The 19,997-nt window shown below is 72.2% G+C and carries 20 protein-coding genes; 7 read left to right on the top strand and 13 right to left on the bottom strand.

Annotated elements, in window-relative coordinates:
• Positions 1-127 precede the first annotated feature (127 nt).
• From ACX9TP_RS07030 to dtd, 4 genes are all read left to right on the top strand, one after another.
• Positions 128-1,723 carry an ABC transporter substrate-binding protein gene (locus ACX9TP_RS07030; protein WP_482978949.1) on the top strand — a complete coding sequence of 532 codons (1,596 nt, stop codon included), beginning with the start codon at positions 128-130 and terminating at the stop codon, positions 1,721-1,723.
• 64 nt (positions 1,724-1,787) lie between these two features.
• Positions 1,788-2,702, top strand: coding sequence for an ABC transporter permease (locus ACX9TP_RS07025; RefSeq protein ID WP_482978948.1), 915 nt, complete (start codon positions 1,788-1,790; stop codon positions 2,700-2,702).
• Positions 2,699-3,523: an ABC transporter permease gene (locus tag ACX9TP_RS07020; RefSeq protein WP_482978947.1), complete on the top strand. Its 825-nt coding sequence runs from the start codon at positions 2,699-2,701 to the stop codon at positions 3,521-3,523. The genes ACX9TP_RS07025 and ACX9TP_RS07020 overlap by 4 nt, the downstream gene beginning before the upstream one ends.
• 53 nt (positions 3,524-3,576) lie before the next feature.
• Positions 3,577-4,041 carry a D-aminoacyl-tRNA deacylase gene (gene dtd, locus ACX9TP_RS07015; RefSeq protein WP_482978946.1) on the top strand — a complete coding sequence of 155 codons (465 nt, stop codon included), beginning with the start codon at positions 3,577-3,579 and terminating at the stop codon, positions 4,039-4,041.
• Here the strand turns inward: dtd and ACX9TP_RS07010 are convergent.
• Both ACX9TP_RS07010 and ACX9TP_RS07005 read right to left on the bottom strand, forming a co-directional pair.
• Positions 4,038-4,883 (bottom strand): hypothetical protein, encoded by an 846-nt coding sequence (locus tag ACX9TP_RS07010; RefSeq protein ID WP_482978945.1) that lies wholly within the window; start codon positions 4,881-4,883, stop codon positions 4,038-4,040. The genes dtd and ACX9TP_RS07010 overlap by 4 nt on opposite strands.
• 22 nt (positions 4,884-4,905) lie before the next feature.
• Positions 4,906-5,367, bottom strand: coding sequence for a PTS sugar transporter subunit IIA (locus ACX9TP_RS07005; protein ID WP_163990524.1), 462 nt, complete (start codon positions 5,365-5,367; stop codon positions 4,906-4,908).
• Positions 5,368-5,602: 235 nt separating this feature from the next.
• Between ACX9TP_RS07005 and ACX9TP_RS07000 the strand changes: the two genes are divergently transcribed.
• Positions 5,603-6,235 (top strand): hypothetical protein, encoded by a 633-nt coding sequence (locus ACX9TP_RS07000; protein WP_482978944.1) that lies wholly within the window; start codon positions 5,603-5,605, stop codon positions 6,233-6,235.
• A gap of 123 nt (positions 6,236-6,358) precedes the next feature.
• Here the strand turns inward: ACX9TP_RS07000 and hpf are convergent, their stop codons facing one another.
• The 9 genes from hpf to ACX9TP_RS06955 all read right to left on the bottom strand — a co-directional run bounded on the left by hpf (position 6,359) and on the right by ACX9TP_RS06955 (position 14,566).
• Positions 6,359-7,045: a ribosome hibernation-promoting factor, HPF/YfiA family gene (hpf, locus tag ACX9TP_RS06995; RefSeq protein ID WP_482978943.1), complete on the bottom strand. Its 687-nt coding sequence runs from the start codon at positions 7,043-7,045 to the stop codon at positions 6,359-6,361.
• 209 nt (positions 7,046-7,254) lie between these two features.
• Positions 7,255-8,139, bottom strand: coding sequence for an SDR family oxidoreductase (locus ACX9TP_RS06990; RefSeq protein WP_482978942.1), 885 nt, complete (start codon positions 8,137-8,139; stop codon positions 7,255-7,257).
• Positions 8,140-8,249: 110 nt separating this feature from the next.
• Positions 8,250-9,035: a hypothetical protein gene (locus ACX9TP_RS06985; RefSeq protein WP_482978941.1), complete on the bottom strand. Its 786-nt coding sequence runs from the start codon at positions 9,033-9,035 to the stop codon at positions 8,250-8,252.
• A gap of 66 nt (positions 9,036-9,101) precedes the next feature.
• Positions 9,102-9,740, bottom strand: coding sequence for a GNAT family N-acetyltransferase (locus ACX9TP_RS06980; protein ID WP_482978940.1), 639 nt, complete (start codon positions 9,738-9,740; stop codon positions 9,102-9,104).
• A 194-nt stretch (positions 9,741-9,934) separates the two neighbouring features.
• Complete coding sequence (gene rpoN / locus ACX9TP_RS06975) at positions 9,935-11,452, bottom strand: RNA polymerase factor sigma-54 (RefSeq protein ID WP_482978939.1); 1,518 nt, start codon at positions 11,450-11,452, stop codon at positions 9,935-9,937.
• A gap of 247 nt (positions 11,453-11,699) precedes the next feature.
• On the bottom strand, positions 11,700-12,440 hold the full coding sequence (gene lptB, locus ACX9TP_RS06970) for an LPS export ABC transporter ATP-binding protein (RefSeq protein WP_482978938.1): 741 nt from the start codon (positions 12,438-12,440) through the stop codon (positions 11,700-11,702).
• On the bottom strand, positions 12,437-13,054 hold the full coding sequence (locus tag ACX9TP_RS06965) for an LptA/OstA family protein (RefSeq protein WP_482978937.1): 618 nt from the start codon (positions 13,052-13,054) through the stop codon (positions 12,437-12,439). Before ACX9TP_RS06965 ends, lptB begins: the two co-directional genes overlap by 4 nt.
• Positions 13,051-13,599, bottom strand: a complete 549-nt coding sequence (locus tag ACX9TP_RS06960) for a hypothetical protein (RefSeq protein WP_482978936.1) — start codon at positions 13,597-13,599, stop codon at positions 13,051-13,053. The genes ACX9TP_RS06965 and ACX9TP_RS06960 overlap by 4 nt, the downstream gene beginning before the upstream one ends.
• A gap of 13 nt (positions 13,600-13,612) precedes the next feature.
• Positions 13,613-14,566 carry a lysophospholipid acyltransferase family protein gene (locus ACX9TP_RS06955; RefSeq protein WP_482978935.1) on the bottom strand — a complete coding sequence of 318 codons (954 nt, stop codon included), beginning with the start codon at positions 14,564-14,566 and terminating at the stop codon, positions 13,613-13,615.
• A gap of 17 nt (positions 14,567-14,583) precedes the next feature.
• Between ACX9TP_RS06955 and astB the strand changes: the two genes are divergently transcribed.
• Together astB and ACX9TP_RS06945 are read left to right on the top strand one after the other, a co-directional pair.
• Positions 14,584-15,906, top strand: a complete 1,323-nt coding sequence (gene astB / locus ACX9TP_RS06950; RefSeq protein ID WP_482978934.1) for an N-succinylarginine dihydrolase — start codon at positions 14,584-14,586, stop codon at positions 15,904-15,906.
• 152 nt (positions 15,907-16,058) lie between these two features.
• Positions 16,059-16,580 (top strand): aminoacyl-tRNA deacylase, encoded by a 522-nt coding sequence (locus ACX9TP_RS06945; protein WP_482978933.1) that lies wholly within the window; start codon positions 16,059-16,061, stop codon positions 16,578-16,580.
• A gap of 18 nt (positions 16,581-16,598) precedes the next feature.
• Here the strand turns inward: ACX9TP_RS06945 and ACX9TP_RS06940 are convergent, their stop codons facing one another.
• Together ACX9TP_RS06940 and ACX9TP_RS06935 are read right to left on the bottom strand one after the other, a co-directional pair.
• Positions 16,599-19,223: an O-antigen ligase family protein gene (locus ACX9TP_RS06940; RefSeq protein ID WP_482978932.1), complete on the bottom strand. Its 2,625-nt coding sequence runs from the start codon at positions 19,221-19,223 to the stop codon at positions 16,599-16,601.
• Positions 19,224-19,328: 105 nt separating this feature from the next.
• On the bottom strand, positions 19,329-19,991 hold the full coding sequence (locus ACX9TP_RS06935; protein WP_482978931.1) for a hypothetical protein: 663 nt from the start codon (positions 19,989-19,991) through the stop codon (positions 19,329-19,331).
• Between the last annotated feature and the right edge of the window lie 6 nt (positions 19,992-19,997).

Below are 19,997 nucleotides of genomic sequence, written 5' to 3'. Positions count from 1 at the left end.
CAAGCGAGTGCCAGGCATGTGGACTTCTTTTCACTCCCCTCTCTGAGAGTCCGAGACTGCACGGGCGCAGAATGGCCTTTCCCCCTGACATCCGACCTGTAACCGTGTGGCGGACAGGTTCCGAAGGATGCCTCCTCCCCCTACCCGGGCCCTCATGCGGGGCCTCCCCGGTCGCCTCGCGCTGTGCCTGCTCGCTCTGCTCGGGACGGAAGGCTGCAGGGCGGAGCCTCCGGCGGACGGCATCACGGTGCTGCTGGAGTCGCCGCCGGACAGCCTGGACGACCGCTTCGCTTTGACGGCCAACGGTCAGCGGCTGGCGGCGCTCATCACCCCGGGGCTGCTGGCCTTCGACGACGCGAGCCAGCCGGTGCCGGTGCTGGCCGAGTCCTTCCGCGAGGTGTCCCCCACCCTCATGGAGTTCACCCTGCGCCCGGGCCTCACCTTCCATGACGGCACCGCGCTGACGGCCGAGGACGTGAAGGCCACCTTCGACGGGCTGCGGGACGCGAGTGTCCGCAGCCCCCGGGCAGAGCGGTACGCGGCGCTGAAAGGGGTGGAGGTGGTGGACGCGCGCACCGTGCGCTTCCACCTGGAGCGCCCCCATGCGCCGCTGCTGGCGGAGCTGTCCGCTGGAATCATCCCCTCGGAGCGGACGGGCGCGGACCGTGTCGTCGCGCAGGGCGAGCACCCGGTGGGCGCGGGGCCCTTCCGCTTCGAGTCGCATCCGGACGAGGAGCACCTCACGCTGGTGCCCTTCGAGGGCTGGTACGCGGGAGCGCCCGCCCTGCCCCGGCTGCGCTTCCGCGTGGTGCGCGACGAGACGACGCGGGTGCTGGAGTTGCTCAAGGGACGCGCGGACCTGGCGGTCAACGTGGTGTCCCCGGCGGTGCTGCCGGTGCTGCGGCGCGAGCCCCACCTGCGCGTGGTGTCGCGCCCGGGGACGGGCTTCGCCTACGTGGGACTCAACCTGCGCGCGGGGCCGCTGGCGGACGTGCGGGTGCGGCGGGCGCTGTGCCACCTGGTGGATGTGGGGCCGGTGGTGGAGCACAAGCTGCACGGACTGGCGCGGCCGTCCCACGGACTGCTGCCTCGCGCGAACTGGGCGTGGGCGCCCTCGGACGGGTGTCCCTACGCGCCCGGGGAGGCCGCGCGGCTGCTCGATGAGGCGGGGTTTCCGGACCCGGATGGGCCGGGCGGCAGGCCGCGACTCACGCTGTCCCTGAAGACGAGCACGGACCGGCTGCGCCGCGCGGTGGGGCTGGTGCTGAAGGAGCAGCTCGCTCGCGGCGGCGTGCAGGTGGAGGTGCGGGCGCTGGAGTTCGGCACCTTCTTCGAGGACGTGCGCCGGGGACGGGTCGAGCTGTTCACCCTCAAGTGGGCGTCCGTCATGGAGCCGGACCTGCTCCGGGGGGCGTTCCACTCGATGAACATCCCCACGGCGGAGAACCACTGGGGCGGCTTCAACCGGGGCGGCCTGCGCGACGCGGCGCTGGACGCGTTGCTGGAGGCGGCGGCGCGCGCGACGCGTGAGGAGCGCAAGTCCCTGTATGCTCGAGCGCAGCAGCGGCTGGACGTGCTGATGCCCATTCTTCCGCTGTGGCACGAGGACAGCGTGGCCGTGATGTCCACGCGGCTGGAGGGCTTCGAGCCCAGTGCGCATGGCCTGCTCACCCCGCTGGCCCGTGCGCGCATGGCACCGGGCGCGCGGAAGGGCGCACCGTGAAGCGGCGGCCCGACTCCCAGGCGGAAGCGCGCTTTGGCATCGTCATGCGCCGGGAGGGCGCACCGTGAGGCGCCGCATCGGGTCCGCGGCGGTGGCGCTGGTGGGCGCGCTGCTCCTCGTGTCGCTCTTCCTGCACCTCGTGCCGGGGGACCCGGTGGACGTCATGCTCGGCGAGCAGGCCACGGAGGTGGACCGCGAGGCCCTGCGGCGCGCCGTGGGCCTGGACTTGCCGTGGTACTCGCAGCTCGGCGTCTTCTCGCGACAGCTCGTCACCGGGGAGCTGCGCACGTCGCTGCCGCCCTTCCAGCGCAAGGTGCTGCCGGCGATTGGCACGGCGCTGCCGTACACCCTGGTGCTCACCGTCGCGTCCATGCTCATCGCGCTGGCACTGGCCCTCCCGCTGGGCGTGGCGGCCGCGGCGCGACGGGGCACGGTGGTGGACGCGGTCGCCATGGGCACCTCGGTGGCGGGGGTGGCGCTGCCGCGCTTCTGGCTCGGCCCCGTGCTCATCATCGTCTTCGCGCTGAAGCTGGACTGGCTGCCCGTCTCGGGCGCGGAGTCGTGGCGGCACCTGGTGCTGCCCGCCCTCACGCTGGGCACCGCGCTGGCCGCGTTCCTCGCGCGGATGACTCGCGCCTCCATGCTCGAGGCGCTGCGCGAGGACTACGTCACCGTGGCCCGCGCCAAGGGCCTGTCCCCGCGCGTGGTGCTGTGGAAACACGCCTTCCGCAATGCGCTGCTGCCCCTGCTCACCGTGCTGGGCCTGGAGTTCGGCACGCTGCTGGGCGGCGCCATCGTCACCGAGAAGGTCTTCGCGTGGCCGGGCATGGGCACGCTGCTGCTCACGGCGATTGAGAAGCGCGACTACAACACCGTGCGCGCCACGGTGCTCGTCTTCACGCTCTGCTACGTGGCCGTCAACACGCTCACCGACGCGGCCTATGCCCGGGTGGACCCGCGTGTGCGGAGGCGCTCGTGAGCCGCTTCCGCCTGTCCTCGTGGGGAGGCCGCTTCGGGCTCGCCGTGGCCGCGCTGTGGGTCCTCACCGCGCTCTTCGCCCCGCTGCTCGCCCCGTACGCGGCGGACGGGGTGGACCTGCCCTCCGAGCTGGCGCCGCCCGGCCCCGCGCACGTGCTGGGCGCGGGGGAGAACGGCATCGACGTGCTCACCCACGTGCTCTACGGCGCCCGCGTGTCGCTGCTCGTCTCCGTGTTCGCGGTGGCGCTGTCGGGCCTCGTGGGAATCACCCTGGGAGGCATCGCCGGCTACGCGGGCGGCTGGGTGGACGAGGTGCTGATGCGCGTCGTCGACGTGCTGCTCGCATTCCCCGGCATGCTGCTGGCGCTGTTCATCACCGCCGTGCTGGGTCCCAGCCTCGCCAACGTCGTCTTCGCCCTCTCCTTCACCGGGTGGACGGGCTACGCGCGGCTGGCACGCGGACAGGTGCTCACCCTGCGCGAGCGCGAGTACGTGCAGGCCGCGCGCGCCCTGGGCAGCGGGCCCGGCCGCATCCTCTTCCACCACCTGCTGCCCAACGCCGCCGGGCCGCTGCTGGTGCAGGCCACCTTCGCGCTGCCGGGCGCGATTCTGGCCGAGGCCTCGCTGAGCTTCCTCGGCCTCGGCGTCCCACCCGGCACGCCGTCCTGGGGCGCGCTGGTGGACCAGGGCACGCAGTACCTCCTCGTCGCCCCGCACGTGGCCCTCTTCCCCGGCGCGGCCCTGGCCCTCACCGTGCTGGGCTTCAACCTGCTCGGGGACGCGCTGAGGGATGCGCTGGACCCGCGCCACCTGGAGCGGTAACGGAAGGGGCATTCAACGGCCGGCCATGGCGCCCGGCCCGGGAGGACACGTCGATGCGAGCCGTGGTGCAGCGGGTGCTGGAGGCGTCAGTCACGGTGGAGGGCCAGCGCGTGAGTGAAATCGGCCCGGGCCTGCTCGTGCTGCTGGGCGTGGGCAAGGGCGACACCGAGGCGGACGTGGCGTGGATGGTGGAGAAGCTCGCCACCCTGCGCATCTTCGAGGACGCCGCCGGGAAGATGAACATCTCCCTGCAGGACACCTCCAAGCAGCTCATCGTCGTCAGCCAGTTCACCCTCTACGGCAACGCCCAGAAGAGCCGGCGTCCCAGCTTCACCGACGCCATGGAGCCTGGCGTGGCGAAGGCCCTCTACGAGCGCGCCTGCGAAGCGCTCCGCCAGCGCGGCCTCACCGTGGGCACCGGCGTCTTCGCCGCCGACATGAAGGTGGCGCTCGTCAACGACGGGCCCGTCACCATCCTCCTGGAGAGCCCCGGCCCCGCCGCGCCGAAGCCCGCCTAGATTCGGACGCCGGAGCCCTTGGTCACCATCGCGGCCAGGCCCTGCTTCGCCAGCGCGGCGTTGCGCACGTGCGCCGTGAGCGCGCCCAGCTCGCGAATCCAGTTGGCCGCGCGCGGCCCCAGCCCGGAGAAGGCCACCGTCAGGGGCGGCGGCAGGGCCACCTTCCCCATCCAGTAGGCCATCACCTCGTCCTTCTCCGGCAGCGAGGGCAGCTTCATCCGCTCCTGCTCGCGCGCGAGCAACCGCTCCAGCTTGCGCGGCAGGTTCACCTGCCAGTGCGCCACCATCCGCGACGGGCGCCATGCCCAGTCCGCGAAGGCGAAGCGCCCGCCCGGGAAGTACTCCCCGCGCCCCTGGGTGCTGAAGATGCGGTCCGGGGGGAACTCCGGGAAGGGCTCCCACTGCCCCGCCAGCAGCGAGGCCAGCCCCATGTCGGCCATGGGCCGGAAGCGGAAGCCGTCCCGCACCTCGCGCGCCCCGCGCGCGTCCCAGTACGGATAGCCCGGCTCCTCCAGCATCAGCGCCAGGTGCAGCGCCTCGTCCCAGACGTCCGCGTAGCCCGCCTGCAGGCCGCCCACCTCCCAGCCCCCGGGGGCCTCCTGCCAGAGCAGGAAGATGAGCCGGTCCATCAGCTCCGCCCAGGGCTCCGCGTCCACCGAGCCCAGGCCTCCGGGCACCGCCGTGGCCAGCATGCGCTCGCAGAGCACGCGGGCCTGGGCGTCCCCCAGCCCGTCGAGCAGGGACTCCAGCGCACCCGAGGCGTCCGCCATGGCGCGGGTGAGGAACGGCAGCACCTGCTCGTGGAAGAACCGATCGTTGATCGGCCTCAGGACGACGTCCATGTTGCTCCCCCCGGAGACAGCCTCAGGGCCGTGCGTCTTCCTGGATGATGAGGGCGTGGATGTCCGCGGCCGTGGGCGCCTCGAGGATGGCGGTCCGGAAGCGCGGGTTCTTGAAGAGCCGGGAGATGCGGGCCAGCGCCTTGAGGTGCACGCCCGCGCTGTTCTCCGGCGCCACCAGCGCGAAGAACAGGTGGGTGGGCCGGCCGTCGATGGCCTCGAAGTCCACCCCCGCGCGGGACACGCCGAAGGCGGCCTGGAGCTGGGCCATGCCCGGCAGCTTGCCGTGCGGGATGGCCACCCCCTCGCCGATGCCGGTGCTGCCCAGCTTCTCCCGCTCGCGCAGCACCTCCACCAGGCGGTCCGCGGGCAGCGCCGGGTGGGCGCGCACCAGCGTGGCGCTCAGCTCGCGCAACACCTCCGGCTTCGTCCGCGACTGCATGTCGGCGATGACGGCTTGGGGGCTGAGGAACTCGGCGATTCTCACTGACGCTCCCGCGCTGGCGCTCCTGATGGCCGCAATTACTCCTCACCCTTCCATAGCGCAAGGGTCGCCTGTCTTCCGGAGACCGTCTTGCGCTCACTGCGCATCATGGCGGACGGGCCAGGGGAGCGCCACACGACGCGGCGGCCTTCCCCGTACTGGGGGGCGATATGCGATTCACGGCGCGGCGTTTTCCGGAGCGAGTCCACCACGAGCCACCGGACGCGAAGGAGCCACCATGAAGCGCCTGCTGCTGTCGACCGCCACCGCCCTCTGCCTGCTCGGCACGGGCTGCGCCGCCACCTCGGGCGCCCATTCCTCCTCTGGCAGCATCGCCCTGGGTGACTCCTCCGGCGAGCCCCTGCGCGTCGAGGGCCCGGCCATCACCGGCCCCCATTCCTCCCTCGTCATCGGGGAGGACGGCATGCGCGGCCGCTTCCGGACCCGGGACGTCGCCCTCAAGTGGGACTACCAGCAGATGACCGGCTCGGTAGGAAACCTCGTCACCGACCTGCAGCTCGCGGAAGGGGACGACACCCGCGTCTGGGGCGTCTTCGGCGGCCTGCCGGTGGACCTCACCGAGGACGGGACGTGGCTGCACGGCCGCGTGGGCCAGTGCGCCTACGCCCTCAAGCGCGAGGGGGACGACTTCAAGGGCATGCGGGAGTGCGGCCAGTTGCTGGAGAAGGACATCGCCGTGTCCTTCCCCCAGGCGCTCGCCACCCGGCCGGTGGGCGAGCGGGCCGCGCTGATGACGCTGATGCTGGTGAACACCAAGGCGAAGCCGGAGGCGCCCCGCATGGGCATCGCGCCCAGGGGCGGCGTCGAGCGCAACAACAAGTTCAGCGACTGCCGCTACGCCAGCTTCTGAACGCGCGAGGCGTGGAGGAAGGCTTGTGAGACATGCCCTGGCCACACACCGGGCCAGGGCTCGCGCGCTCCGTCACCTTGAGGGGGGTGACGGGGCGCGCTTTTTTTTGAAAGCGCCCGGGCTTCAGGTGCCCGTGGCGGCGGCGGGCGCGGCGGGCTCGTGGGGCTCGATGAGGCCGTACTGGCCATCCTTGCGCCGGTAGACGATGCACAGCGAATCCGACTCCACGTTGTGGAAGACGTAGAAGTCGTTGTTCATCAGGTTCATCTGCATCACCGCGTCATCCACCGACAGCGGCTTGACGGCCAGGTGGGTGGCCCGGACGACGCGCGCGGAGGGCGGCACGGAGTTGGTCGCCACCGGCGCCACGGCGGCCACGGGCCTGGGCTCGGGGGCCGCGCTGCCCTGGGCCTCCTCGGCGTAGGTGGCCACCTCGTCGGAGTCCGGAGGCATCTCGAACACCGCGTGGCGGACCTTGAGGTGATTCACCAGGTCCTGCCGGTGGTGGACGCGCTCCTTGCCGTGATGCGTCTTCAGCTTGTCCCGGTAGCGCCGCAGCTGCCGCTCGATTTTGTCCATCGCCAGGTCGATGGACGCGTACATGTCGTCGCTCTTCTCACGCCCTCTCAAGACCCACGCGCCCGAATGGATGGTGATGTCCGCGTGGTGGAGGTGGCGCTCCAGCGAGAGCACCACGTGCGCTTCCCCGGCCCTGTCCAGCAGTCGGTTCACCCGTTCGACCTTCTCTCGGGCGTACTCCTTGAGGGAATCCGACGTGCCGAATTGACGGAAGGTGATGTTGAACTGCATGCGCGGCTGCCTCCTAGGGAGAGAGGGGAGCTCCGTGACCGATCAGAAACGGTCTGCCCCCGCGAAAGCAACCCGCCCCCCCAGGTTCCCTCTTCCCGAGCGCACCGCCCGTCCGAGGCCGGACATCCGGCAGCCACACGGCGTCGCTGGCCCCGGCGCCCATGGAGGCCCGGGCCAGCAAGCCTGCTACAATCACGCGCCGCGTCAGCTCAGGCGAGAACTCCGCCGCCGGTGACGCCGAGCACCTCCGCGTTGACGAAGCGCGACTCGTCCGAGGCGAGGAACACGAACGAGGGCGCCAGCTCCGCGGGCTGCGCGGGGCGGCCCATGGCGGACTTCGCGCCGAACTCCTTCACCTTGTCGCCGCTGAAGGACTGGGGGATGAGCGGCGTCCACACGGGCCCCGGGGCCACGGCGTTGACGCGGATGCCGCGCTTGATGAGGTCCTGCGCCAGGCCCTTGGTGAAGGCGACGATGGCGCCCTTGGTGGTGGCGTAGTCGAGGATGCCCGGCGAGGGCTGGTAGGCCTGGATGGAGGCGGTGTTGATGATGGTGGCGCCCGCCTTCATGTGCGGCAGCGCGTAGCGCACCAGGTGGAACATCGCGAGGATGTTGGTGCGGAAGGTGCGCTCGACGCGCTCGGCGTCCAGGTCCTCGAACTTCTCCACCGCCGGCCCCTGGAAGGCCGCGTTGTTGACGAGGATGTCGATGCGCCCGAAGCGCTTCACCGTGTCCTCGACGACCTTGCGGCAGTGGGCCTCCAGCGCGAGGTCCCCGGGCAAGAGCAGCGCCTGGCGCCCCGCATCCTCGACGAAGCGCTTCACGTGCTGGGCGTCGTCGCTCTCGTTGAGGAAGGACACGGCCAGGTCCGCGCCCTCGCGCGCGAAGGCGAGGCACACCGCGCGGCCGATGCCGCTGTCCCCGCCGGTGACGAGCGCCACCCGGTCCGTCAGCCGCCCCAGGCCCTTGTACGACTGCTCGCCGTAGTCGGGCTGCGGCTCCATCTTCCCTTCGTGGCCGGGGGCCGGCTGCGTCTGCTCGGGGAAGGGGGGCTTGGGGCCTGCGTTGCGCGGGTCGGGGTTCTTCTGGGCCATTGCGGGGTTCCTCCAGGAAAAGGCTCCCTGGCACGGTGTGGGTGGCACCCGGCCCCGGCAATCGGTGCCGGCCCCCCGCTCCCCTGCCCGCCCCGCGGACATCCTCCGGACTACTGGATGGTGACGACCCGCTCCTCCGAGTGGAACACCGCGCCGTTGCACGAAGCCACGCCCGTGCACTCCAGCACCGTGGCGCCCGCGCTCCCGCTCAGCGTCAGCAGGTGGTTGGCCACCGGCGTGCTCGCGGGGACGGTGAAGGTGACGAGCCCCCCGTCCTGTGTGGAGGGCACGGTGGCCGCGGCCGAGCCCCCCTCGCGCAGCAGGGTGACGGTGATGGGGCCCGGGACTTCATCGCTCGGCTGCCAGCGGTACGAGTAGGTCTGCCCGCGCGACAGGCGGTCCGCGGCGCCGGCGCCCTCGAAGGCGAAGCGGCGCTTGGCCTTGCCGTCCTCGAGGACGAGGGACACGGTGCCGCTGCCATCCTGGACGACGAAGCGGGCGTCCTCGACGGGCTGCTGCGCCCAGACGTTGGGGTCCACGTCGAGGAAGGCGCGGGTGGGCTCGCACACGTCCCGGCCCGCGGTGCCGTTGATGCCCCCGAGCTCCAGCCGCATCGGCTGGCCGTTGAAGGTGGCCGTGGCGCCGTCATTCAGGCGGGTGCAGCGCCCTCCACCGGCCAGGGAGAAGTCGAGCGTGACGCGGTGGGCGCCGGGTGGCTCCACGCCCTCGAAGACGTCCACGTCGCTGATGGCCCAGCTGAGCGTGCGGTCCGCGAGTCCGGCGAGGGAGAGCGTCTCGGATTCGACGTCGTCACCGCAGCCCGCCAGCAGGCCGGCCGTCACGAGCGAGCCCACGACGGTGACGGCCGCACGGCGAAGAGAGGAGAGAAGGTGCATACGTGCCGAACCCTATACCCACCGGGCCCCGGAACCGGGAGCGAACGGCGGGGCAGGTGTCCGGTTTCAGCGGGCGAGAAAGCCCTCCAGGCGGGCCTTCACCTCGGGCCACTCGGTGTCGATGACGCCGTAGTACGCGCTGTCGCGCACGAAGCCGCCCCGCACCAGCATGTGGTTGCGCAGGATGCCCTCGAACTTCGCGCCCATCCGTTCAATGGCCGCGCGGGAGCGCACGTTGCGCCGGTCCGTCTTGAGCTGGACACGCATGCACCCGAGCGTCTCGAAGGCGTGGCGCAGCAGCAGGTACTTGCACTCGGTGTTGATGCGCGTGCGCCAGACGCGGCGGGCCAGCCACGTGTAGCCAATCTCCAGCGTGCGGTTCTCCCGCTGGATGTCCAGGTAGCGCGTGCTGCCCACTGGCTGGCCCGTCTCGCGCTCGAGGATGACGAAGGCCTGGTCCGTGCCACGCTCCGCCCCGGAGAGCGCGCCGGAGATGAACTCCTCCACGTCCGCCCGCGTGCTCAGCACGCGCGAGAACCAGGTGAAGATTTCGGGCTCGCACAGCGCCGCCAGCGCCGGCGCATGCTCCGGGCGCAGCGGCTCCAGACGGACGGCCTGCCCCTCCAGGACGACGGGCGGGACGACGAGCGGCACGGGCTCGCGACGGGGCAGGTCGGCGGTGTCAGGTGATTGGGAAGCGCTCATGACGGGGCACTGTGCCCCCGCGCGGGCCCGCGAGCCAGGGACAGTCCGCCCTGGCGCGGACCGTCACAGCGGGCCCACCGCGAGCGGCCTGGCGCCCCCCCCGCGCGAGCCCTCACCGCGAGCAGCGTGGCGCCACCCTGCCACAGAGGCCGTGCCTGGCCCGGGCACGGCCCCGCGAGCGCCGGAGCCTGCGCTCAGTAGTACCGCTTGCGCTTGCTGCTGGGGAGGATGCCCAGCACCTCGCGGTACTTGGCCACCGTGCGGCGGGCAATCTCGGTGCCCTGCGCGCGCAGCAGCTCGACAATCTTCTGGTCCGAGTACGGATTGCGCGGGTCTTCCTGCGACACCAGCTGCTTGATGTGGTGCTTCACCGCCTCGCTCGCGGTGTCCTCACCGGAGACGCGGGCGATGGACGAGTTGAAGAAGTACTTCAGCTCGAAGATGCCCTGCGGCGTGTGCACGTACTTGCTGGTGGTGACGCGGCTCACCGTGGACTCGTGCATGCCGATGTCCTCGGCCACGTCGCGCAGGATGAGCGGCTTCAGGTGGGCGATGCCCTTGTCCAGGAAGTCCCGCTGGAACTTGATGATGCTCTCGGTGACCTTGTAGATGGTCCGCTGGCGCTGGTGGATGGAGCGGATGAGCCACATCGCGCTGCGCAGCTTGTCCTGGATGAAGTCCTTCGTCTGGCCGGGGCCCACGGCGCCCGTCTTCAGCGCGTTCCGGTAGGTGCCGGAGATGCGCAGCTTGGACAGGCCGTCGTCGTTGAGCACCACCGTGTAGTCGTCCCCCATCTTGTAGACGAAGACGTCGGGGGTGATGTACTGCGCGTCGTCGCCGCTGAAGTTGCGGCCCGGCTTCGGGTCCAGCTTGGGCAGCAGCTTCACCGCCTCCACCACCTCCTCCATGGGGACCTTCAGGTCCTTGGCGATGGCGGGCAGGTTCTTCGACTCCAGGTACTTCATGTGGCGCTTGATGATGAGGCCCAGCAGGGCCGCGCCCTTCTCCTTCATCCCCTGCAGCTGGATGAGCAGGCACTCCTGCAAGTCACGGGCGCCGCAGCCGCGGGGCTCCAGCGCGTGGACGCGGCGCAGGGTGCGCTCCGCCACGTGCATGGGCACGTCCGCCTCGTTGGCCAGGCGGATGAGCGGGTCGCCGTCCACGTCCGGCAGCTTGAGGTAGCCGTCGTCATCCAGGTTGCCCAGGATGAGCATGGCGACCCGGCGCTCGGCCTCGTTCAGGCGCAGCGTGCCCAGCTGCTCCTGGAGGTGGTCGACCAGGTCCTCCTTCTTCACCATGTTGGCTTCGAACGACGGCAGGTCGTCCGTGGCCACGTTGCCCTTGTTGGAGGCGGTGGTCGGCTCGTTGAACTGGTAGCTGTTGAGGTACTGCTCCCAGTCGATTTCCGGCGGGCCCTCACCGTCGGCCTTGAACTCGGGAGCGGTGTCGGCCGTGGCGGCCGGCATCTCCATGTCGCGGGGCACCTCGGCGTTGTCCGCCTCCAGGGAGGCCTCGCCCGGCTCCTTGTCCACCAGGTCGCCAGGCGCCTGCTCGTCCGGCTGCTCAAGCAGGGGGTTCTGCTCCATCTCCTCGCGGACCTGCTCCAGCAGCTCCATGCGGGAAAGCTGGAGGAGCTTGATGGCCTGCTGCAGCTGCGGCGTCATCACCAGCTGCTGCGCGAGCTTCAGGCTTTGTTTCAGTTCCATCGCCATGAGACGGGGCTCCCGAGTTGACTCAGTCCCTTACAATCTGGGACCACAATCAAAGACCGTGCCAACGTAACAAGATGCCCCGGGTTCGTCTAGTGGCGAAAAGGTGGTCCCTTGCTTGCATAGTTCAAATTCTGCAAGGAAACCAACACGTTACACACACTCCGCGTGAGGCACGGGTGTTCACCGGCCGACGCAAAAGCGGGGCCAACCCATCTTAGTCACTCGGTCGGCTGCTGGGGAGTCGTGTTCAGAGCGCCTGTTGCAGGCGGAAGCGCTCCCCCAGGTAGACGGCGCGCGCCTTGGGGGAGGCGGCAATCTGGGCGGGCGTGCCCTCTTCGAGAATCTGCCCCTGTGCGATGATGTATGCGCGGTCGCAGATGCCGAGGGTGTCCTGGACGTTGTGGTCGGTGATGAGGACGCCGAGGCCACGCTCGCGCAGGAGGAAGATCTGCCGCTGGAGGTCGCCCACGTTGATGGGGTCCACGCCGGCGAAGGGCTCGTCGAAGAGGATGAAGCGGGGCTGCGGGATGAGGCTGCGGGCAATCTCCGCGCGGCGGCGCTCGCCGCCGGAGAGCTTCTCGCCCAGGGACTCGGCGACGTGGGAGAGGCCGAACTCCTCCATGAGGGCGTCGGCGCGCTGCTCGCGGGTGCGCTTGTCCATGCCCTTCTGCAGCTCCAGCACGGACAGGAAGTTGTCGCGCACGGTGAGCTTGCGGAACACGGACGCTTCCTGCGGCAGGTAGCCCACGCCGCGGCGCGCGCGGCGGTGCATGGGCAGGTGGGTGAGGTCCTCGTCGCCCACGCGAACGCGGCCGGCGTCGGGCGTCACCAGGCCCACCACCATGTTGAAGCTCGTCGTCTTGCCGGCGCCGTTGGGACCCAGCAGGCCCACCACCTCGCCGGGGGCCACGCAGAAGGACACGCCGTTCACCACCTTGCGGGGACGGAACGTCTTCTCCAGTCCCTCCGCGAAAAGCTTCGCGCTCACTTCGACGTCCCTCCCTGGGCCGCGGGCGGCGCGGCCGGTGCCGGTGCGGCGGGGGTGGGGCGGGCGGGAGTGCCAGCGCCCTTGCGCCGGGGCGGCGTGGGGGCCGACGAGGGCGGCGGCTCGAAGATGATGACGGCGTTCTCCACTTCGAGCCGTTCGCTTCCCAGGGTGAGGCGAACCTTCGTCCCCCGCATGTACGTGGTCCCCTGCCGGGCCTCCGGGGAGCCCGTCACGACGAGCGCTCCGCTGGCCACGTCGTACTCGGCGCGCTCGCCGCGGGCCATGCGGTCGCCGTCCTCGGCCTGCACGCCGCCGGTGCACACCACGCGCGTCACCACGCGGGGCTGGGTGTAGTAGGCAATCATCCTGTCGCAGCGCAGGTTCATCGTCCGGTGCGTCGCCTTCACGTTGCCCGTCAGGGTCGCCTGGGTGCGCTCGCCCTCGATGCGGTCGGCCGAAATCTGCACCGGCTCCTTCAGGTTCGTCGGCGCCAGCGAGCTGCCCGGGCGCGCACCCGCGTCAGCGGCGGGCGGCACTCCCCCGTCGGTGGGGGCCGCGGCGGCCGCGGGCACCGGCTGGGCGACGAAGAAGGCCATCACGAGGAACTCAATCACTCTGCCGCTCCCAGCACGGTTTCCACCGAGCCATCGAAGATGAACGTCTCGTCCTGCGTGGACAGCTCGAAGCGGTCCGAGCGCAGCCGGTAGTCCGGCCCCTTCACCGTCACGCCCTCGTTTCCTCGCGCCTGCCCGGTGGTGGCGTCGTACGTCAACCGGGGCGTCTCCACCACCATGCCTTCCCCCGTGCGGATGACGACGCCGCCGGAGGCCACCAACTGCTTGGACGCGAGGTTGCCTTCCATATTCGGGGCGCGCACCACCATGCCCCCCGAGGTGCCGGCCGGGCCCTTCGCCGCCTCCTGCCCCGGAGGCACCGTCAGTACCGCGTTGGTGCCCTGCACGTCGCCGCCGGCCCGCTGGTAGGTGAGGCGCTCGGCGGTGCCGGACAGGGTGAGCTGCTCGCCCTGGTAGGACTCCAGGCGCGCGCCGTGGAGCACCACCTGGGGCGGAGGCTGCTCCTGGGGCCCTTCCGCGCGAGGACGGGGCGTGCAGGCGGCGAGCATCAGGACGGCGAGGCTGGCGGCGGGCAGACGCGGCACGGCCCCCTCCTTATCACCGGGACGGGGCCGGCGCCGCCTCGGGAAGCGGCGAAGGTGCGGCGGGGGACGGACGTGTCTTCCACCGCTGGTGCATCCACACCCACTGTTCGGGCGTGCGGCGGATGGCCGCCTCGATTCGCGCGGACAGCGCCGCGGTCAGCTCGAGGGCCGCGACCTCGCGGTCGTCACTCTGGGGCACCGGCACCTCTTCCATGGACAGGCGGTACCCACCCTCCACGCGGTGGCAGAAGCCCGTCACCACCGCGGCGCCGGTGCGGATGGCGAGGTCCGCCGCGGCGCGGGGCGTGGCCGCCAGCTGCCCGAAGAAGGGCACGAAGAGCGACTGCACCCGCGTGTCCTGGTCGATGAGGATGCCGAGGATTTCGCCGCTGCGCAGCGCGCGCAGCATGGCCCGCGCCGCGCCCTCCTGGCCGCGCCAGATGCTCCGCACGCCGCCGCGCGCCCGGAAGCGCCCCACCAGCTCCGTGAGCCGGGGGTCGGTGGTCTCCTTGGCGATGCTCTGGCTGGGGTAGCCCGCGCGCGCCACGCGGCGGGCGAGCAATTCCCAGTTGCCCACGTGCCCGGAGACGAAGACGACGCCGCGCCCGCGGGCCAGCGCCGCCTCCAGCACGCGGCGGTCCTCCTCCGGCCAGGCGACGAGGCGCTCCAGCCCCCGGTCCAGCGCGCCGGTGCAGGCCACCTCCAGGGCGGCGGCGCCCAGGTGGCGGAAGGCGTCGCGGGCCACGGCCTGCCGCTGTGCGTCGGACTTCTCCGGGAAGGCCACGGCCAGGGACTTCAGGGCCTTGCGCCGCTCGCCGCCGGCCAGCGTGTAGGCCAGGGCCCCCAGACGTGCGCCCAGGGCCCGGGCGACGCCCAGGGGAAGGGGTTGAAGGAGCAACAGCACTCCGCGGATGAGCAGGTAGCGGAGGAAACGTTTGAGGCGCTTTGCTAAGGGAGGACGCTCCACGAGGCGTTCAATATCCCATGCGCGAATACAACTTCGACGGGCTCGTCGGCCCCACCCACAATTACGGCGGCCTCTCGCCCGGCAACCTGGCGTCGCAGAGCCACGTCGGGGAGCCGAGCCACCCCCGGGAGGCGGCCCTCCAGGGCCTGGAGAAGATGCGCTTCGTGTCCGGACTGGGCGTGGGCCAGGCCGTGCTGCCGCCCCAGCCGCGCCCTTCCCTGCGCGCCCTGAGGGCGCTGGGCTTCACCGGCACCGACGAGGAAATCATCACCCGCGCCGCGCGCGAGGCCGAGCACCTGCTGCGGCTGACCTCCAGCGCGTCCGCCATGTGGACGGCCAACGCGGCCACGATTGCGCCGAGCGCGGACACGGCGGACGGCCGCGTCCACCTGACGCCCGCCAACCTGTCGCAGATGTACCACCGCGCGATCGAGGCGGAGACGACGCACGCGGTGCTGCGCTCCATCTTCTCGGACGAGCGCTACTTCACCGTGCACCCGCCCCTGCCGGGCAGCGGCCACTTCGCGGACGAGGGCGCGGCCAACCACACGCGGCTGGCCACCCCGGGGCACCCCGGCGTGCACCTGCTCGCCTGGGGCCGCAGCGCGTGGCAGGACGTGCAGGGGCCCAAGCGCTTCCCGGCGCGGCAGACGCTGGAGGCGAGCCAGGCGCTGGCGCGGCTCCACAAGCTGGACCCGAAGTCGGTGCTCTTCCCGCAGCAGCACCCGGCCGGCATCGACGCGGGCGCGTTCCACACGGACGTGCTGGCGGTGGGCAACGAGCGCTTCCTGATGCTGCACGAGCTGGCCTTCGTGGACCACCCGGGGCTGCTCCAGGTGCTGCGCGAGAAGCTGGGCCCGGACTTCCGCGCGGTGGTGGCCAGCAGCGCGGAGCTGCCGCCCAAGGACGCGGTGAAGTCCTACCCGTTCAACTCCCAGGTGCTGACGCTGCCGGACGGCACCATGGCCATTGTCGCGCCCATGGAGAGCCGCGAGACGCCCGCCGCGCGCCAGTTCCTGGAGCGCGTGGTGGCCGAGGACTCGCCGGTGAAGGCCGTGCACTACCTGGACGTGCGCCAGTCGATGAACAACGGCGGCGGCCCGGCCTGCCTGCGCCAGCGGGTGTGGCTGACGGACGCGGAGCGCAAGGCGATTACCGCGGACGTCTTCTACACCCCCGCGCTGCACGACTCGCTGGCCGCGTGGGTACGGCGTCACTACCGCGAGGTGCTGCGGCCCAAGGACCTCCAGGACCCGCAGCTGGTGCGCGAGACGATGAACGCGCTGGATGACCTGACGCGCCTGCTCAAGCTGGGCAACGTCTACGACTTCCAGCGCTGAAGCTCCGGCTCCCCCGCCCCCCTGCCCTACCGACGGGCCGCCAGGCCCTCGGAGCGCGGGAATGCCCACGGTGGAGCCAGACGGCGGCGTCGTACGATGGTCCCAATCGGCGGGACGCCCCACCTTCCTCTGACAAGGAGGTGACATTCCCCATGATTCCGGAATCCATCCAGCATTACCTCCGGCGCAACCGCGTGCGCTTCGAGCGCTACTGGCATCCGCATGCGGTCAGCGCCCAGGAGCTGGCGGAGGCGCTGCATGTGTCCGGCTGGCGCGTCGCCAAGTCCGTCATCGTGATGGCGGACCGGCAGCCGTGGATTGTCGTCGTGCCCGCGGCGGGCACGGTGGACCTGCAGCAGGTCCGCGACATCATCGGCGTGCGCAGCGTGCGGTTGGCCACGGAGGCGGAGTTCTCCAGCTACTTCCCCGACTGCGAGGTGGGCGCGGAGCCCCCCTTCGGCGAGCTGTACAGCCTGCCGGTGGCGGTGGACGAGTCACTCAGCCTGACGGAGCGGCTGCTCTTCCGGGCGGGCTCGCACGAGGAGGCGCTGGAGATGCGCTTCCAGGACTTCGCCACGCTGGAGTGGCCCCTGGTGGCGTCGTTCATCCAGCGCGAGCAGCGGCAGACGGCGGGCGTCCCGGCGGCGGCGATGGAAGCCCACGCTCCCTCGTGAGAACCCGAGCGGCACCGGCTACGGGGTGTCGACCGCCGAACCCGCGCCGCGGGTGTTGCCCAGCAGGTGCTCCAGCTCCTGGGCGCGCGGGTCGTCCGTGAGCTCCTTGCGGCGCGTGTCCACGCGGGCGCGCTCCTCGGCCTCCAGCCGGGCCGCCCACGCCTCGGCCTCCTTGCGGGAGCCGGCGGGCAGCAGGCGCAGGCCCTCGTGGACCGAGCGCGCCGCGGCGTCATACCGGCGCAACGACTCCTGCGTGCGGGCCACGGCGAACCAGGCCTCCGGGGCGGGCGCCAGCCGCGCGGCGGTCTGCCGCAGCTCCACGGCGCGAGACAGCAGGCCCTCGCGCTCCACGCACGACGCCTCCATGGACAGCAGCCGCGCACGCTGCGCGTAGCCGGTGAGGAACGGGGACACCGCCTGCAGCGTGTCCTTCGCCCGCCGGGTCAGCCCCGCGTCCAGCTGCTGCGAGGCCAGCGTGAAGGACAGCTCCACGTGGCCCGGGAAGCGCGCCAGCAGCCGCTCCAGCGTCTGCAGTGCCTCGTCACGCTTGCCCTGCGCCCGCAGCACCTCCGCGCGCAGCAGGTGCGTGTCCAGGGCCTCCGGCTCCAGGCGCTCCACCTGGGCGCAGGCCGCCTCCGCGGCCGGCAGCTCGCTCTTGCGCAGCCGCAGCCGCGCCTCGCGGGCCCACAGCGCCGCCCCGCCCGGACGGCCCTCGAAGTGCTCACGCGCCCAGCCCGAGTACGCCAGCGCCGCGCCCAGCCGCCCGGGCGTGTTGCCCAGCGAGTCCAGCAGCCGCACCGCCACTTCCGGCGCGTCCGGCGTCAGCGCGGCCAGGTCCTCCAGCGAGCGGGCCCGGGGCAGGGCCTCGCCCTGGAGCACGGACAGGTCTCCGGCTTCGTACGCCAGCCGGTACTCCAGGAAGCCCTGCGAGCGGCGTCCCAGCGCCAGCAGCGCCCGCGCGGCCACCCGGTGCGCGACGGCGTCGTGGGGCGACAGGTACAGCGCGCGGTTGATGAAGGCCAGCGCCTCGCCCGCGACCTCGGGGCCCCGGGCCGCGTAGGCCGCGGCCACCAGCCGGTAGAGCAGGTAGTCCGAGGGGTGCCGGTCGATGAGCGCCAGCCCCCGCGCGCGCACGTCGGACTCCGGCGCTCGCGCGGAGACGAGCCCCGCCAGCTCCGCCTCCGCGTCGGACAGGTGGTGCCGGCCGGGCACCAGCGCCACCAGGGCCAGCGCCGTCAGCGCCACGCCCGTGCCCAGCACCCAGGCGGAGGGCTTCACGCAGCCCGGCTTCGCGGCCCCGGCGCGCCCGCGCTCGCGAGGCCGCGCCACCGCGCCCAGCACCACCAGCGCCGCCACCGCGCACGCCGGCAGCTCCAGGCTGAAGTCGAAGAGGTCATGCAGCGCCAGCGCCGCCACGCCCGACAGCACGGCCAGCTCCAGCGCGTCCAGCCCCTGGCGGCGCAGCAGGCGCGCGAAGCCCCACGCGGCCACCGCCAGCAGCAACAGGCCCGGCACGCCCAGCTCCACCGCCCCCTGCAGCACCGCGTTCTCCGGGTGCGTGAAGGTGTTGGGGTTGGGCTCGGACTGGTAGCGCGGGAAGGCCGCCTCGAAGGCGCCGCGTCCCATGCCCAGCACCGGGAAGGCGCGTGCCGTCCGGGCCATCATCGGCCACAGGCCCACCTTGGAGTGGCGCAACTCCTCCACGCTGTCCGCGCTGCGCGCCTCCGTCCACAGCCGGTCCGCCGCGGTGTACGCGCCCACCGCCAGCACCGCCAGCAGCCCCAGCAGCGCGGCGGCGCTGCGGGCCCACACCGGCGGCGCGCGCCCCGCCGTCTCGCGACGCCGGCGCAGCAGCAGCACCGCCAGCAGCACCTGGCCGAAGACGAAGAAGGCGATGCCGCCGCGCGACAGCGTCAGCACCACACCCAGGCCGCCCGCCCCCGCCGCCAGCGCGTACGGCAGCGCGCGCGAGCGGGGCCTTCGGGTGAGCGCCAGCCCCAGCGCCACCGTGGAGGACAGCCCGAGGAAGCCCGCGAGGTGGTTGGGGTTGCCGAAGGGCGTTACCAGCGGGGGCCGCGCGTCCACCCACGGCAGCATGCCGAAGAGGGACTGCACGCCCAGCAGCGCGTGCCCCAGCCCCACCACCACCAGCGCCGCGCCGGTGAAGGCCAGCACCGCCAGCAGCCGCTCGCGGCTGGGACGCGCGCGGCACACCTGCACCGCCGCGAGGAAGCAGAGGAGGTACGCCACGTGCTTCGCCAGCTCGCGCCAGGTGGCCGGCGGATCCAGCGACACGGGCCGCGCGCCGTCCAGGCCCAGGGGCGCCAGGGCGAACTCGCGCAGCGCCGCGGCCTCGGGGCTCAGCACGCCCAGCGCGCCCGCCGGCAGTGGCACCAGCTGCGCCGCGCACAGCACCGCGCCCGCGGCCAGGGGCACCGCCAGCAGCGGGAAGCGCAGGGACTGGCCCTGCCGCCTCGCGCCCACCGCCGCCAGCACCGCCGCCGCTCCGCAGAGCGCCACCAGCGGCCACAGCACCCAGCGCGCCGCGCCGCCGAGCGCCACGGGCCCCAGCACCACGAGCGACGCCAGTGCCGCTTCGGCGAGCAGGGTGAATCGGGACGTGCCGCGGTGGGAGGAGGACATGAGGGGGGCGGGGGGCCTCGGGAGTATGTCACGGCCCTTCAGGCCCGCCCGCTTCCGGCCCCCATACCCGGCCGCAAAGGGGCCGGGCATGCGTGGGACGACGCGTCAGAAGCGCAGCGCCACCAGAGGCAGCGTGGGCCGGGGCTGCCAGCGGCGCGCCTGCAGCGAGCTGCGCGCGTCACGGCGGGCCTTCAAGTCGCGCAGGTCGTCCTCCAGGCGGATGCGCTCGCGGACGAGCTCCTCGCGCCGGGCCCGGTTTTCGCTGGACTCCTGGTAGCCGGTGACGAGGCCCGCGACGAGCAGCCCCACGCCCACCGCGCCCGCCACCGTCAGCCCCGTGCCCAGGTGGACCAGCGTGTCCCGGTCATCGACGTTGTCCGCGTCCGCGCCGATGATGATGAGGGGGATGCCAATCAGCGCCAGCGGCGTCAGCACGTAGCCGAAGTACGCCATCACCAGCGAGCCGATGGGGAAGTTCACGTCGATGGAGCGAATCTCGCTCTGGAGCAGGCCCACCTGGGTGGTCAGCTCACGGATGCGCGCGTCCAGCTCCGCGTCCCCGGGGAGCGCGGCGGGCGGGGCGGAAGGCTGCGCGGGCGCCACGTCCTGGGGAGCCGCATCCTGGGAGGCCGCATCCTGGGAGGCCCGGGCCACCAGCAGCCGCGCGGACAGGTGCCGGCCGGAGGCCGGGGACTCCGGGGCCAGCAGGGACGGCCGGGAGGATGCGGGTGAAGCGGCCAGCAGCACGACGGCGACGAGTGACAGCATGGGACG

This window comes from Pyxidicoccus sp. M15, assembly GCF_056858435.1.
Note: the sequence above shows the minus strand (reverse complement) of the source record. Positions and strands in the feature narration are given on the sequence as shown.

What these genes read in the sequence shown, in the direction of transcription:
- ACX9TP_RS07010 (WP_482978945.1), bottom strand. Translation starts at nt 4,883, where the DNA reads ATGGACGTCGTCCTGAGGCCGATCAACGATCGGTTCTTCCACGAGCAG.
- ACX9TP_RS06945 (WP_482978933.1), top strand. Translation starts at nt 16,059, where the DNA reads ATGATTCCGGAATCCATCCAGCATTACCTCCGGCGCAACCGCGTGCGC.
- ACX9TP_RS07000 (WP_482978944.1), top strand. Translation starts at nt 5,603, where the DNA reads ATGAAGCGCCTGCTGCTGTCGACCGCCACCGCCCTCTGCCTGCTCGGC.
- rpoN (WP_482978939.1), bottom strand. Translation starts at nt 11,452, where the DNA reads ATGGCGATGGAACTGAAACAAAGCCTGAAGCTCGCGCAGCAGCTGGTG.
- dtd (WP_482978946.1), top strand. Translation starts at nt 3,577, where the DNA reads ATGCGAGCCGTGGTGCAGCGGGTGCTGGAGGCGTCAGTCACGGTGGAG.
- ACX9TP_RS06990 (WP_482978942.1), bottom strand. Translation starts at nt 8,139, where the DNA reads ATGGCCCAGAAGAACCCCGACCCGCGCAACGCAGGCCCCAAGCCCCCC.
- ACX9TP_RS06935 (WP_482978931.1), bottom strand. Translation starts at nt 19,991, where the DNA reads ATGCTGTCACTCGTCGCCGTCGTGCTGCTGGCCGCTTCACCCGCATCC.
- ACX9TP_RS06980 (WP_482978940.1), bottom strand. Translation starts at nt 9,740, where the DNA reads ATGAGCGCTTCCCAATCACCTGACACCGCCGACCTGCCCCGTCGCGAG.
- astB (WP_482978934.1), top strand. Translation starts at nt 14,584, where the DNA reads ATGCGCGAATACAACTTCGACGGGCTCGTCGGCCCCACCCACAATTAC.
- ACX9TP_RS06940 (WP_482978932.1), bottom strand. Translation starts at nt 19,223, where the DNA reads ATGTCCTCCTCCCACCGCGGCACGTCCCGATTCACCCTGCTCGCCGAA.
- hpf (WP_482978943.1), bottom strand. Translation starts at nt 7,045, where the DNA reads ATGCAGTTCAACATCACCTTCCGTCAATTCGGCACGTCGGATTCCCTC.
- ACX9TP_RS07030 (WP_482978949.1), top strand. Translation starts at nt 128, where the DNA reads ATGCCTCCTCCCCCTACCCGGGCCCTCATGCGGGGCCTCCCCGGTCGC.
- ACX9TP_RS06985 (WP_482978941.1), bottom strand. Translation starts at nt 9,035, where the DNA reads ATGCACCTTCTCTCCTCTCTTCGCCGTGCGGCCGTCACCGTCGTGGGC.